This is a genomic window from uncultured Thomasclavelia sp. (genome assembly GCF_944324745.1).
In the GTDB taxonomy this organism is placed as follows: domain Bacteria; phylum Bacillota_I; class Bacilli_A; order Erysipelotrichales; family Coprobacillaceae; genus Thomasclavelia.
Map to the genome: position 1 here is coordinate 1 of NZ_CALUXO010000094.1, position 14,794 is coordinate 14,794.

The window sequence follows — 14,794 nt, forward strand, 5'->3', positions numbered from 1 at the left end:
TCGGTGGTAGTGCGATAAAATATGCACTAATGAATGATGAGTTAGATATGTTAGAAAAAGGAAAAGTACCAACCCCTAAAGATAGTCTTGACAATTTTAAAGCTGCAGTAAAAAAATTATATGACCAATATCAAGATCGGGTTGATGGAATTGCCATGTCTTTGCCAGGATTAATTAATAAACAAACTCGAAAAATGCAAGTTCCGGGAGCTTTACTTTACAATCAAGATGCCTATATCTTAGAAGAATTACAATCAGTTACTACTGATAGATTCACAATTGAAAATGATGCCAAATGTGCCGCATTATGTGAAGTTACTTATGGTAGTTTAAAAGGTTGTGATGTTGGAGCTGTTTGTATCATTGGAACTGGAATAGGTGGCGGTATCACAATTGGTGATCGAGTGTTCACTGGAACTCATGGATTTGCCGGTGAATTTAGCTATCTATCAGATAATTGGAATAAAAAAGATGGTTTTGATGGTAAATGGGGCAGCGATTCAAGCGCAATGAAACTAGTTAAGATGATTGGTGATGCAGTTGGAAAAGAAAATATTGAAGGGCCTGAAGCCTTTGAATATTGTAATCAGGGTAATGAAAAAGCGTTAGCAGCATTAAAAGAATTTTGTGATGTCTTGGCAATGGGATTATTTAACATTCAAGCTACAATCGATCCGGAAAAGATTGCTATCGGTGGCGGTATCAGTCAACAACCAATTTTACATCAATATATTCAAAAATCATTAGATGAACTTTACCAAAAAATGCCAATTCCAATCCCACAAGTTCAAATTGTTCCTTGTGCTTATTTTAATGATTCCAATTTAATTGGTGCTTTAGCAAATTATAAAAAAATATTTAATTTATAAGCTGTGATAATCACAGCTTATTATTTTTGATTTTTGAAAATTTTATTTCATTTTACACTTAATGAAAACTTAACTTTCATTTTACTTGATTTTGATTTTACTAAAACTAAGATATGCTAACATGATGGTGTCATTGAAAGGGAGGAAATTAAATCATGAAAAAATCTATGACACAATCACAAAAATTAATGACTTTTGTGCTCAGTATGTCTTTGTATGGATTAGCAACTTTGATCACCGAACTAATCCCTAGTTTTCAAGTAGGTATTGTGGAATTTTCAGTTGAGTATTTTATCTTCATTCCATTAATTTTAGCGATGCTGTTTGATCCATTATCAGCCGCACTAGGGGCTGCTACTGGTGAACTGGTCTTTAGCGAAATTATGTTAGGTCAATTTGGCGGTTTAGGGGAACTAGAAAAATTTATCACCTTAACAATTGGAATATATTTAGCTGGAAGAATCGTCAAGAATCCTAAAAACATTAAAACTGTCGCTTTTGCCGCAATTCTAGCCGTAGTTGTTCAACAATTTTTAGGATGTATTGTTGATATTTTAAAAGTTCAATTCGCCGTTACTGATTTTGAAGCTGTAGCCGGATTACCGGAATCAGTATTCTTCACTGAAGGATTTGCTTGTTTAAACGATATCTTATTTTCAGGAATTCTCTTTTCATTATTACCATGCATCTATTTAGTTCCTAGATTGTATGGTAAGATTGAACCACTATTAGGAGTAGCGCCAAGAGATAAAAACACTGTTATTGGTGATGGTGACAAAATCAATCTTAAAACTATCTTGATCTGTATCGTAGCCTTTATTGTCGCTATTGCTGGTGAATTTATGGCGGAAACCGGAATGGGAATCATTGATTGGGAAGCAGCATGGGCTGAAAGTCAAAGTGCCATGATCGTCAGTGGTTTAGTTGCTTTAGTAGTTATTGCTCTAGCAATCATGAAAATCAAAAAAAGAAATGAGGCATAATCATGATCGAGATTAAAAACTTATCTTTTACATATCCCGGTGTTAATGAACCAGTTTTAAAAAATATCAATTTAAAAGTTGCAAAAGGTGAATTTGTCGCAATCATTGGAAACAATGGTTGTGGCAAATCCACCTTATGTAAAACTTTAAATGGTTTGATTCCCCGGTTTATCACCGGTGAGATTTCTGGAGAAATTTTACTGGACAACCAAGATGCACTTAAAATGGATATCAATGAAATTGCTCAAAAAGTTGGATATGTATATCAGGATTTTGAAAATCAAATTGTCTGTCCTACTGTTTATGAAGACGCTTCATTTGCCTGTATGAATTATGGTAAAGAAAACTATGAACAAAGCGTTCTGGATATTTTAGATATTTGTGATCTAACATCAAAAAAAGATGACTATATCTGGCAGTTATCAGGCGGACAGCTGCATTTATTAGCTTTAGCAGGAGCAACGGCTTTATACCCTGATATTTTAATATTAGATGAACCGATTGCGCAATTAGATCCTAAACATGCTAATAAAATCTATCACATCTTAAAAGATCTAAATGAAAATCATGGTAAGACCATTATTGTAATTGAACATCATAGTGAATATATTGCCAGATTTTGTAAGCAGGTCGTATTAATGAAAGATGGCACGATCAAATGGAAAAAGCCCGTTAAACAGGCACTTGTTCGTGTAGATGAATTACAGGAAAGTAATATTTTTCCACCTCAAATAACTATAGCCGCTAAAATGCTGCAAAATCAAAAAATAGTATCTGATCAAGTTGAATTGCCCATCACTAAAGAAGATGGCTTAAAATTTTTTACCAAAAAATCCGTTTTGATCAATAAAGCAACCAATTATCCAGCTAATCCATCTAAAGAAGCTGTAGTTGAATTTGTCAATGTCGATCTCCAATATCAAAGTGTTAAAGGAAAACCTGTTCAAATTCTCAAGGATTTTTATTTAGATATTTATAAAGGAGATAAGATTGCTTTAATTGGTTCTAATGGAGCTGGAAAGTCAACGTTGATGAAACTGATGGTTGGTCTGTTAAAGCCTAAAGATGGTAAAGTTCGTATTTGTGGTAATAGTACCAACAAATTTTCAGCTGAACAGCTATCAGAATACATATCATTAGTTTATCAAAATCCTGAAGATATGTTTATTAAAGATAGTATCAAATCAGATATTGAATTTGCGATGAAGGAAAGAAAAATCCAAAACTATCATGAAAAAGCTCAAGCACTAATTAAATTATTCAACCTGGAAGACATCCAAGATCGTGATGGACGCTTGATGTCAGGCGGTCAAATGCGTCGAGCTTCTTTAGCAATTGGAATTGCTTTAAATCCAGCTATTTTACTATTAGACGAACCAACAGCTAACTTAGATATAGCCACCAGAAAAGAAATTATTAAAACTTTAGATATTTTAAAAGATATTGTTGAAACCGTAATTATCGCAACCCATGATATGCAGCTTGTTTGTGACTGGGCTAAAAGAATTATCGTACTGTCAGCTGGAAAGATTATTAAAGATGGTAGTCGTGATGTTGTTTTTAGCGATCAAAATGTAAGAGAAACTGTAGGAATTGAACCACCAGAAATATATAAAATGGGCGAAGCATTAAATATTCATTGTTATGAAATTGATGAATTTGTTTCTGCTTATCGTTAGGAGGTAACGACAATGGAAAAACTGTCACAAAATATACTAGATAAATTTTCAATCAACTTTCTAAGAAATCAAGTATTAAAAAATGCTTATGGTAATGATGATACCATCATTGCGGGTCTTGATCCTCGAACATTACTTTGCTGGTACTTGTTTTTTGGTTTAGTTCCCTGGTTTTTAAATGACCTTATTTTGCTTTTAGGTTTATTTATCTTTGTGGTTATTACAACCAAACTAGCAAAAATAGCCCCTTTAGTTTTATTTCTCTTTTGTCTTGGGGTCTTTAGTCAAACTGGTTATTTATTCATTACTGCACTATTTTTCGGTGGTAATTCTACGACGATCTATCCATTATTGATGATGACTTTAAAAGTTGCGGTATCATCACTGGCCTCAATTACCGTTTTTTCTGGTTTGAATCCCGATCGTCTGGCAACTGGTTTACTGTATTTTGGGTTTCCTGATCAGTTATCTTTTAGCATTTCCTATGCTTTTAGAATCTTACCGATTCTTATGGAAGAATTTCAAAATATTCTTTTATCTTACCGGTTAAGAGGTCATTCACCCAATAAAGATACATTTATCGGTAAGATTAAATACTTGATCTATCAAATCAAAATTATCATCATGTCCTTTTATCCACTGATGTTAAATACTGCTAAACGTTCTAGAACCACAGTTGAAGCTTTAGAATTAAAAGGCTATCGTTATGCTAACGAAAATAAAATTGTTCGCAAAAGAAAAATAAAAAGTTTGAAATTACATAAAAACGATTATATTTACATTATTGTGTCAATCACTTGGGTAATTATATCGATCATATTATCAAATATTATTGTTTTATAGGAGGAGTTATGTACATTGATTTTCACACTCATGGCAAACTAGCAAAAAAATTGCCATTTTCAAAAACATATACAGATTTAATGTTCGAAAAAGCTCATCAAAGAGGACTAGATGCTATTTGTCTTACAGAACATTTTAATACCCTATCTTTTGATGTAATGTATGATTACATCTATAATAAGTACCAGCATAGTGGTGATTGTATCATCACTGATCATGGGTTATTAGTCTTTTTTGGCATGGAAGTTGATATTTACGAAGGTGGCCATACTTTAGTAATTGGCCGTTATGATGATATTGTTGAACTCAATCAAAAACTTGATAATCATAAAACAAAAGAAACCTTTCTACCATTTGATAAACTGGTTTTATTACTAGAAAACTATGATATTTTATTTGGCGCTGGTCATCCTTTTCGTCAAGGTGGTAATATTCCTAAGCTTACTTCAGAGCAATTACAGCACTTTGATTTCTTTGATTTAAACGGAAAAGATCTGGCTAATGACAGCAAACAAACCAAGCGGTTAGTTTACAACTTAGCAAAACAATATCATAAACCAGTATTATCGGGCAGTGATACCCATCAAGGTACTCAATATGGTTGTGTCAAAACAAATTTCAAAAATAGCTTTAATACATTAAGTGAATTACGTAATGAAATAAAAAAAGGTAATTATCAAATCGAAATTGCTGATAGTATCAAGATTCAAGTTGAAGATGCCACAATACAAAAAAGACTTCTTAAAGAAGTCCATCGTCTTGGCGGTGATTATGTTTCATTATTATAATACAAAGATATCGTTTATCTTTGTATTTTTATTTTATATTTTTCTTTTAACTGATAAATATCATCAACCGATTTCATATATTCATTGCCACCAACTTTAGCAACTTCAATAATTAAAGCATCAATAACGGCAACGGGAACAGTCATTGAATGATAAACAGTTTCTTCTCCCCGATAAACATAAATATTATAATCAGCTAATTTTTTTTCATCTTCTATTAGTCTACTAGTCATCAACATTGTTTTGATTCCTTTTTGTTTACAAAACTCTAAAACAACCTGACCTTCAATTGGTGTTTTCATAAAACCAAATAATATAACAAAATCATCTGGTTTGATCATTGGTAATATTTCAAATAATTCCGAACCACTAGAGGGCATAATAATAACCTGCTTTTTAAATCTTCGTAATCTAAAAGCCAATAATTCACCCAAACAAATACTAGCTCCCTTTGCGAAAACATAAATTGTTTTTCCAGTAATTATCTTATCAACAATCTCATTTAACTCATCCAAATTCAAATATTCAATTGTTCTATCAAGATGCTCTTTTTGTAACATCAAATATTTAGAAAACGAATGCTCCTGTGCCATTGCTGAGGTCATTTTATTAGCCGGAGAAATATCAAAAGCCAATTTTTGTTTCATTTCTTTAAAATTTTTATAACCTAGATGTTTAGGCAAACGAGAAATGGTAGCTTCAGATATATTAGTATTTTTGGAAATGTCTTGAATTGACATCAAAGGAAATTGCTGTAAGTTTTGATAAATATAATCAACTAGCTTTTTTTCATTTTTAGTTAAGCTATCAGTTATCTCTTTAGAAAAATTCAATGTCGTGCCTCCTGTATAATTACATCAAGATATAAATATTATATTGGTTTTTAAATGATTCTAAAAGCCTATTTATGTTAAGATTTATCTTAAATATTATTTATCGTGATTACGATAAATCGAAATGGTATTGACAACCAATTTTACAGGTGCTCTAACAAATCATTAAAAACATTTAAATTATAAACTTAGTATGTAATTCGTCTTTATAATCAAAAAGCAGTTGGAAAATTCTATTTATCCCAACTGATTTAGCGTTTTTTATAAAACCAATTAAACAGATATTACCAATTAATCAGTAACATAATCATTATTATCTCGGTATACTGTTATATTATAATTGCTTTCAAGTTCTTTAGCATGATGGATAAAATATTTTTCAACCTGCAAGCGATCCATCGTCGTAATAATTGAGTAGATACCAATCGGATCAGCAAATTCAATCTTTAATTCCTTTAGACGATTAAGACAATCGATAAAATCACTTGGATATCTAAATTCTAAGACCCATTCATTATAACCATCCTGGAATTTTAGATCATAAAAATATCTGATTACTTTATTTACCGTTACTGCCGGAGAATAATTACCAATCGCTAATGATAACTCTAAATCTGATATTTGAGAATACCAAAATTCTCGCTGTTTTAATGCTTGTTTATTATTGCTTTTTAAAATCATCCGATCATCTAATAACTCTAATTTAAAAATAAATAACTTATTTAAATCAAAAGCATTTTTTGATTTCGTGTCATCACCATAAACGCATCTAAACACATTTTTCATCTTCTTCGCCTCCCAATAATTCTATTTTCACTTACATTATTTTATCTAAGCAGCTAATAAAAAATAACTAAATCCTCTACTTATATGATATCATTATCCAAACAAAAAAGCCATCTATAATGGCTTTAATCTATTTAATCGAGAAGAAAAAATTGAATTTTAAAAAATATTAATTATGGGTCATACCTTGATAATTTAAATGATACAACGTACAAAAAACGACTCATTATATAATCACATAATGATAATATTTCTTGCATAAAAGCAGCACCTTGGATAATAAAATATAAATCTTTACCACTTAATTCATTTCCATGAACTACTTCATACAAACGATCAAGTAAAGCTCGAAGTGAAGCTGACATTGAATACCAATAAACTGGTGTTCCAATAACTAGTACATCAGCATCAAGCATTTTTTCATATACTTTATTAAATTCATCATCTGGAAAGTTTTGTCCTAAAGTGTATAATTTATAATCAACTAAATCCAGCTGTTGATATTCTTGGTCTTTTAATAGCTTTTTAGCCATTTTTGCGGTATTACCATTTTTATTAGGACTAGAATTAATAAATAGTATTTTCTTACTCATAAATCTTACCTTCTTTCTTATATCCCTTGACAAGTATGATTATAGTTAATCGCTGGTACAAAGTACAATACCAATATTACATTACACTATGCTTTAAAAACATACTAAAAAGAAGCTTGCGCTTCTTTAAGTCAAATAATCAATTAATGGCTGTAAGTAATGTTCATCAAAACCATCAAAATACCCATTTTTAATCACTCCAATTGTCTGTTTATCCATATCCAAACTGACATCATCTTTTTTAGTTGCCATTTTAGAAATAGCTTTACACAAGATCTTATCTACTAACTTTAATTTATTTTCATCATACCTTCCCCGACTATAAAAAATGATTATTTCTTTGGAAAAATCTGTTAAATTTTGTTTTTTAATCTGTTCTATCAATTCATCACTACTAGGACTAACTCCAGTAATAAATAGAATAATTTTCTTATCAACAAATAACTGATAATATTTTTTTAATTCTTTAATAATGGCAATATTTCCGGCATAAATACCGCTTGAAAAAACAATCGTTTGATAATTATCCTGTTCACCTGGTTTAAATTGACTAATATCTTTTAATTGACAGGAAATTTTTTTACTCAATAGTTCCATATATTCTTTGGTCGTGCCGTATTTTGATTTATAAAGGACTAATATTTTTTCCATATTCTTTTCCTCTTATTTATTAGTTTTTTGATTTAAATAATCTACTCCTTGATATAAACGCATCAATAATTTAAATAATTGTTCAATTTCTTCTTTAGTATAAACTGCAAATAAATAGTGAAGATCTTGAAGATAACAAGCAAAATCATGATCAAAAAAATCAGTAACTTTATCAGTTGGTACGATCATAGTTGCCCTTGAATCAGCAGTATTTGTTTTGAAAGCAATAAACCCTTTTTGTTCTAAACTTAAGGCTAGTTTTTTTACATTTTGTCTAGAGCATCCTAACAATTCTCCAAGTTGGGTCAGTGATTGCGGTTCATTGGCTTGATGAACCATACTTAAAAGCATAAATTGTTTTAATGTAATTTCAGGGATTTGTTGATCAAAAATTGTTTGCAGTTTATTAGCGATAATAAAAAGAGTATTAAAGATGGCTTTGCTCTGGTTTTCAGAAGTATCAGAAAACTTTTCAATTAATTCTTCTAATTTCATGATCCCCTCCTTAACAGTAACTAGTTACTTATATTATAGTGACTAGTTACTGTTGGGTCAACTACTCTAACGATGATCTTTTTAATAAGATTAAAGAGATCACTAATCCTATAATAAAAATTGCTGCCAGGGGTAACAATTTCCATAAATCAAAATGATTAAATAATTCAAAGCTCCAGGTTGCAGGAAATAAATTGCCCACATATCTTAAAAATGCTGGTAATAGTTCTTTATCAAACATAATTCCCGATAATAAGATTGATGGCAAAAATACCAATTGAGCATACATCGATAATTTCGTTTGACTCTTTACTAACAGTCCTAAAACGCTTCCCACTATTAAAGAAACTGCAATAAAAATAATTAAGGTAATTAAATAAACTAATAGATTATTTGGTAATGAAGCTTGATAAATTAGTGGTGCCAATCCTAGAATAATTAAACTCATAATTAATAGATGTAAAAACGATGAAATTAATAAAGTTACGATTCCAAAATAAAGCGGTACACCATTAATTTGATACATTTTCTTAACATCTGTTCCATATACTTCAATAATATTCGCAGGAACTCCAATTAAGGCTCCCATCGAAACTTGCATAATTGTCATTGAAGCAATCAAAGTAGCTTTAGTTTCTGGCATGATTGAAGTAAAAATTTCTGACACTACTAAAAAGAACAGTAAGGGAACCAGATAACAAGTTACCAGTAATGACTTATTACGAATATCTAGTTTAAATTGTAATAAAACACTATAAATAAAACCTCTCATTATTTTTCACCTCGAACTAAATCTAAAAAATAATCCTGTAAAGTATCTCGATTAATGCTTAGATCATCAATATCAGCTTGATATTTTGATAAAATGGTAATTAATTCGGTAATATTCTGCGCTTTTTTTATTATTTTTTGATTTTTAGTAACTAGATTAATTCGATAATTACAATCAGCTTGATGACGCAATTCATTTAACGAACCAATAAAAGCAATCTGACCGTGATTTAATATGATGACCCGATGACATAATTTTTCAATTTCATTCATATCATGACTTGATAGAATGATCGTTTTACCTTGGGCATATAAATCCAAGATCAGCTGATGTAAAGATAACTTTCCTTCAACATCCACTCCTGCTGTCGGTTCATCTAAAAATAGTATATCCGGATCATTGATCAATGATAATAATAAATGCAATCGCATCTTTTGACCGGTTGAAAGCTGCTGATATTGTTTTTTTGCCAGCTGATCAACTTTTAATTTTTTTATCAATTCATTAGAAACTTGACAATTATTCCAGCTGGCATATAAATTAATCGCTTCGATTACTTTGATATAAGCAGGTAACATCGCATTTTGTAACTGAATTCCAATCTTTCCGGTAATGGTTATTTCACCACTATCATATTTTCTTAGTCCTTCCAGACATTCTAATAGGGTTGTTTTTCCAGCCCCATTAGTACCTAGAATTCCTAAGATTTCACCTTTATAAACCTCAAAACTTAGTTGTTTTAAAATCTGATTATCCCCATAACTTTTTGATAAATTATTCACTGTCATTATTGTTTTCATTGATATTTTCAAATGGATCAATCTTTATTTGAGCAAAATAGGTTTCTAAAGCCGGCACTAAATATTCACTAACTTGATTAATTTTCTGTAGATGTTCATTATCATCACTTGCACTTGCCAGTTTCATCAATTGTGGCAATAAACTCATATCACCGCTAGTAAATTCTATAATTAAACTCCAATAGTCTTTAGCCAAATTAATTACCTGCTGATCTAATGGTGAGATATTTGATTGATATAATTGATAAATCCGCTCATTTAATAGATTAAATCGCTTTAAAAAATCAATTCCACTCTTTTGATCAAACTTTTCTCTAATATAATCTAAAGTTTGTTCATCAAAATGTTTGATTAACCAATAATAGTCATTATCCATTTGGATATTGACAATAATATCGGCATACTTTTTAAAATCAACTGTGTCCATCTGTCCGACCTCAGCTTTTAAACGTTCAATCGTTTGCAAAGATTTTACTAGCTCATTTATTTTTTCGGTCATCAAATCAGATTGCTTTTGCAAGATATTAACCATATTTGATGGTGTCTCGATTTCAACCAACATTTCCTTGATCTGACTAAGAGAAAATCCCAAAGATTTTAACGACAAAATTTGATGAAGCTTGACCATATCTTTATAAGTATAATATCGTCGCTGTTTTTCATTTTTGTAGGATGGTGATAACAATTTTTCACGGTCATAATATTGTAATGTTCTAACTGAAACATTCATTTTTTTAGCCAACTCACCAACACTCATATATTGTTTATTATCCATTTTTAACCTCCTGATACTATTATAGCTAATGACGTTACGTCACAAACAAGTGTTTATTAAACAAAAGATGCAAAAAGGTTTTAATACCACGATTAAAACCTTTCTATCCCTTTTTAGCTAAAATATCAATCGCTTCACTAACTGAAGCAACTAGATAAGCAACAATCTTCTTTAATTCTATTGGAGCGTTATGAAAACTGAATGCCACATCAACACTCTCTAACATTGGTAAATCGTTATAGGAATCACCAATTCCTGCCATACTCGAAATTTGATAAATTTCTTTGATCTTTTTTAGGGCATTTCCTTTAGAACAGCCTTTAGTAACGATATCAATAGAATTTTCATTTTGATATCCCTGCAATGCCGGATATTTTTGATTAATTTTATTATTATGCTCTCTGGTAATTTCATTATTTTCAAAAACCAACGAAATCCCATAAATTTTATGATCCTTTAAATCATTAATATCTTCGATCATTAAATACTTATCTTCAAATCCTTCAGGTTTGTTTTTATAAACAAAATCATTATTATCACTCTGGATAATTACAATAGCCTCTTGATGATAGGTATTGTAAAGATCATAAATATAAGAAAAAGCGATTGGTTGTTCAAATAGTACTTCTTTATTCCGATCTAAAATCAAAGCACCACTAGAAATAACATAAAAATCAGGTTTGACTTGCTCATCAAATAAATTAATCACCCCACATTTAGGGCGCCCACTACAAAGGCCAAATAAATTACCAGCATTTTGGTACTTTTTAATGGCCTGAATATCACTAATCTTTATTGGTGGTTTCATTTTGGAAAAAAACAAAGTCCCATCAATATCACTTGCCAGTGCCTTTAACACATTTATCACCTCGATAAAATTATAAACTAATCACCAGATAAAAAAAGATTTTTGCATTTTTTGAAAAACTAATGCGCCATTGAGCAATAAAAAATGACTCTAAATCAAATAGAGCTATTTTTTCACCAGATTTTATAATGCTCCAACAATTGGATGGGGCTGATATAACTCTTCTAAAGACTGAATTTCTGAATTTTCTAATGTTATATCTAAAGCTTTAACTGCTTCGTCTAAATGTTTAATTTTGGTACCCCCAACGATAGGAACAACATTTTCTTTATTATAAAGCCAGTTCATCGCAATTTGCGCATTAGTAACATTTTTTTGTTTAGCCAATTTAGTCACTCGTTCAATAATTGGCTGATCAATTTCGATAGTGGCATCATATTTTTCATTAACCGTTTTATCAAATTGATTTCTAAGCGTATTAGTGTTTTCATTTCTAGTTAACCGACCACCTGCAAGTGGTGAATATGGAGTCAACGTTACTTGCATATCTTTGCAAAGTGGAATCATTTCTCGTTCATCTTCACGATACAACAGGTTATAATGGTTTTGCATCGAAACAAATTTAGTCCAGCCGTTAATACTAGCTATATGCTGCATCTTTTGAAACTGCCAGGCATACATGGCACTGGCACCAATATAACGAACTTTCCCCATTGCAACTAAATCATTTAAAGCTCGCATCGTTTCTTCAATTGGCGTATTATAATCAAAACGATGAATTATATATAAATCAATATAATCTAACTGCAGTCTTTTCAAAGAAGCAGCAACAGCTTCAAAAATATGTTTTCTTGAGAGTCCATGACCATTTCGACGATTGCTGGTTGGATAAAAAACTTTAGTTGCAATCACTAATTCATCACGATGTCCATATTGTTTGATCGCTTCACCAAGTATTTCTTCACTTTCACCATGACTATAAACATCAGCGGTATCAAAGAAATTAATTCCTAGATCCATCGCATGTTTTAAATAAGCAATTCCTTCTTGTTTATCTAAATGCCAGGGATATTCTTATTTTTGGCCTAAATTCATACAACCAACACATAATTTAGATATTTCTAGTCCGGTATTCAATAATTTAGTATATTGCATTTTCATTCTTCTTTCTACTTAGTTAAATTATAAATTTCTCCCGGTGCTAAAACCTTAATTCGTTCAGGATTGACAACTCTCGTTACTAAAACTTCAGGATTGCCATTAAAAGGAGTCATATCTGGAGCGTCAACGCTACCCCAATGAATACAAATTAAATCAGCATTAGGATATGTATTCGCTAATTTTACCGCCCCATCTAATGTAATATGCCATTCATTATCCGCAAAATCAAATAAGATTACATCAGGTTGCGGCATTTGTAATTGCGATTCTAACAACTGTGAATCACCTGGAAGCCAAATAGTTCCATCAGCTGTTTCTAAATAGAAGCCACAATAATCCTCTTCTTTCCAGACTCTAAAATTATATTTTGAAGAACCATTTTGCCAATTATGACGAGCTGGAGTTAATTTAACTTTAACGTCATTAACATTAAATGTTTCATTAATATCATGTCCAATTCCTGGAATATTATCTTTATTCATTTCTTGGGCTACATAATGAGGTGCATGATAAGATTTACAAACAGCCTGAACATCTTTACAAGTTGGTCGACTAAAATGATCGTTATCAATGTGAGTGACTAAATAAGCATCAAGACTGGCAACATCTTGGGGCTCAATAGGGTTTTTATATAATAGTGGCATATCAAACCCTTCTAAAACTGGATCGATCATAATATTAGTCCCACGACTATTGATCATAATTCCAGCACCACCAAGCCAGCGAATTTGAGTATTATCAATTTTTTCAAACGCTTCTTTACCAAATTTGATCGTTTCTGGTGCTACTGCTTGTCCTTTTTCGTTCTTATAAATTTTTCTCATTTTCTATTCCTGCCTTTCTTTCAATTATATTTTATCTTACTTATATTATATTACAATTTACTAAAAATAAAAAAAGTCAATTTGTTGACTTTTCTTTAAATTCGTCTATTATTGATAAGGATTTCCTGGTCCATTGCCATCAGCAAACAATTTATCCATTCCAATCCCCCGCATATCAGTTATTAAACGGGCCATCTCTTCACAGCTGGCTGGCATATCTGATAATATCCAGGAAATGGTCATCGAACTTGAAGCCGTAGCATGGTATTCCGTTGCAAAACGTAATGCATCGGGCATTGGTTTATCACCATACAATTTTTGGTGAAACTTTAGATCAAACTCTTTACAATGATTAAAAATATAATCTTTTAAACAGTTTTGCCCTTCCATTAATAGAGCTTCTTTCATAAAATGATGATATTTTTTCATTCTTTTAAAAACATCTACCATTGAATGATAGAAATCCAGCTCTTTACTAGGATCATCAAAACCCGGAATAATTCGATTTAAATAAATATAAACGATCAAATCATTTTTATCTAAAAAATGATTATAAAAAGATTGCTTTGAAATATGCGTAAAATCTAATAATTGTTTAATTCGAATCGATTCCAATTTCTGATTTTTATTTAATTCTAACAAACCATCAGCTAATATTTCCTTAACATTTATTGCCATTTTCATCACTCTTTCTAGCAATATTGTAATATATTTGCCACAATTTTTCTATTAATTAAATAAGTAAATTATAACCAGCAAGTTTTTATAACAGCATTACCAAAGTTCCAATTATCAAAACAATCAATCCCAGCAAAGATTTTTTCGATAATTTTTCTTTAAAAACAATAACAGAAAATAATACTGTTACCACAATACTTAAACGATCAATTGGAGCTACTAAACTAGCGGGACCCAGCTGTAACCCCCGGTAATAACAAAGCCAGGAACATCCTGTAGCTACACCAGACAAACAAATGAACAGCAATTCATTCCTTTTGATTTTTTTAATTTCATTATTTTTATGACTTACTAAAACTACCAGCCAGGCCATGACTAAAACGACACTAGTCCGAATCGCCGTACCAAGATTGCTTTCAATATCTTGAATTCCAATTTTCCCTAGGATTGTTGTTA

The 14,794-nt window shown here is 30.9% G+C and carries 17 protein-coding genes and 1 pseudogene; 5 read left to right on the forward strand and 13 right to left on the reverse strand.

Annotation, left to right across the window (positions count from 1 at the left end):
• From Q0K54_RS13390 to Q0K54_RS13410, 5 genes are all read left to right on the forward strand, one after another.
• On the forward strand, window positions 1–869 hold an 869-nt coding region (locus tag Q0K54_RS13390; RefSeq protein WP_294581983.1), incomplete at its 5' end, for an ROK family protein.
• Between the two features lie 155 nt (window positions 870–1,024).
• Window positions 1,025–1,852 (forward strand): hypothetical protein, encoded by an 828-nt coding sequence (locus tag Q0K54_RS13395; protein ID WP_294581984.1) that lies wholly within the window; start codon window positions 1,025–1,027, stop codon window positions 1,850–1,852.
• A 2-nt stretch (window positions 1,853–1,854) separates the two neighbouring features.
• Window positions 1,855–3,531 carry an ABC transporter ATP-binding protein gene (locus tag Q0K54_RS13400; RefSeq protein WP_294581985.1) on the forward strand — a complete coding sequence of 559 codons (1,677 nt, stop codon included), beginning with the start codon at window positions 1,855–1,857 and terminating at the stop codon, window positions 3,529–3,531.
• Window positions 3,532–3,543: 12 nt separating this feature from the next.
• Window positions 3,544–4,374 (forward strand): energy-coupling factor transporter transmembrane protein EcfT, encoded by an 831-nt coding sequence (locus tag Q0K54_RS13405; protein WP_294581986.1) that lies wholly within the window; start codon window positions 3,544–3,546, stop codon window positions 4,372–4,374.
• Window positions 4,375–4,382: 8 nt separating this feature from the next.
• A complete protein-coding gene (locus Q0K54_RS13410) occupies window positions 4,383–5,162 on the forward strand; it encodes a PHP domain-containing protein (protein ID WP_294581987.1) in 780 nt (259 codons plus the stop codon).
• A gap of 14 nt (window positions 5,163–5,176) precedes the next feature.
• Here the strand turns inward: Q0K54_RS13410 and Q0K54_RS13415 are convergent, their stop codons facing one another.
• From Q0K54_RS13415 to Q0K54_RS13475, 13 genes and pseudogenes are all read right to left on the reverse strand, one after another.
• Window positions 5,177–5,995 (reverse strand): MurR/RpiR family transcriptional regulator, encoded by an 819-nt coding sequence (locus Q0K54_RS13415; protein WP_294581988.1) that lies wholly within the window; start codon window positions 5,993–5,995, stop codon window positions 5,177–5,179.
• 291 nt (window positions 5,996–6,286) lie between these two features.
• A complete protein-coding gene (locus Q0K54_RS13420) occupies window positions 6,287–6,781 on the reverse strand; it encodes a hypothetical protein (RefSeq protein ID WP_294581989.1) in 495 nt (164 codons plus the stop codon).
• A 173-nt stretch (window positions 6,782–6,954) separates the two neighbouring features.
• A complete protein-coding gene (locus Q0K54_RS13425) occupies window positions 6,955–7,374 on the reverse strand; it encodes a flavodoxin family protein (RefSeq protein ID WP_294581990.1) in 420 nt (139 codons plus the stop codon).
• A gap of 126 nt (window positions 7,375–7,500) precedes the next feature.
• Window positions 7,501–8,025 carry a flavodoxin domain-containing protein gene (locus tag Q0K54_RS13430; protein ID WP_294581992.1) on the reverse strand — a complete coding sequence of 175 codons (525 nt, stop codon included), beginning with the start codon at window positions 8,023–8,025 and terminating at the stop codon, window positions 7,501–7,503.
• 12 nt (window positions 8,026–8,037) lie between these two features.
• Window positions 8,038–8,520: a MarR family winged helix-turn-helix transcriptional regulator gene (locus tag Q0K54_RS13435; RefSeq protein WP_294581993.1), complete on the reverse strand. Its 483-nt coding sequence runs from the start codon at window positions 8,518–8,520 to the stop codon at window positions 8,038–8,040.
• Between the two features lie 61 nt (window positions 8,521–8,581).
• A complete protein-coding gene (locus tag Q0K54_RS13440; protein ID WP_294581994.1) occupies window positions 8,582–9,292 on the reverse strand; it encodes an ABC transporter permease in 711 nt (236 codons plus the stop codon).
• On the reverse strand, window positions 9,292–10,092 hold the full coding sequence (locus Q0K54_RS13445) for an ABC transporter ATP-binding protein (protein ID WP_294581995.1): 801 nt from the start codon (window positions 10,090–10,092) through the stop codon (window positions 9,292–9,294). Before Q0K54_RS13445 ends, Q0K54_RS13440 begins: the two co-directional genes overlap by 1 nt.
• Window positions 10,067–10,867, reverse strand: a complete 801-nt coding sequence (locus tag Q0K54_RS13450) for a MerR family transcriptional regulator (protein WP_294581996.1) — start codon at window positions 10,865–10,867, stop codon at window positions 10,067–10,069. The genes Q0K54_RS13445 and Q0K54_RS13450 overlap by 26 nt, the downstream gene beginning before the upstream one ends.
• 103 nt (window positions 10,868–10,970) lie before the next feature.
• Window positions 10,971–11,726 (reverse strand): HAD-IIB family hydrolase, encoded by a 756-nt coding sequence (locus tag Q0K54_RS13455; protein WP_294581999.1) that lies wholly within the window; start codon window positions 11,724–11,726, stop codon window positions 10,971–10,973.
• Window positions 11,727–11,858: 132 nt separating this feature from the next.
• Window positions 11,859–12,725: pseudogene (locus Q0K54_RS13460) on the reverse strand (aldo/keto reductase); the annotation flags it as partial.
• Window positions 12,726–12,844: 119 nt separating this feature from the next.
• The gene (locus tag Q0K54_RS13465) at window positions 12,845–13,660 is read right to left on the reverse strand and encodes an MBL fold metallo-hydrolase (RefSeq protein ID WP_294582001.1); all 816 of its coding nucleotides are present in this window, start codon (window positions 13,658–13,660) and stop codon (window positions 12,845–12,847) included.
• 108 nt (window positions 13,661–13,768) lie between these two features.
• On the reverse strand, window positions 13,769–14,338 hold the full coding sequence (locus Q0K54_RS13470) for a TetR-like C-terminal domain-containing protein (protein ID WP_294582004.1): 570 nt from the start codon (window positions 14,336–14,338) through the stop codon (window positions 13,769–13,771).
• Between the two features lie 85 nt (window positions 14,339–14,423).
• The coding region (locus Q0K54_RS13475) for an EamA family transporter (RefSeq protein ID WP_294582006.1) at window positions 14,424–14,794 on the reverse strand (371 nt) is incomplete at its 5' end.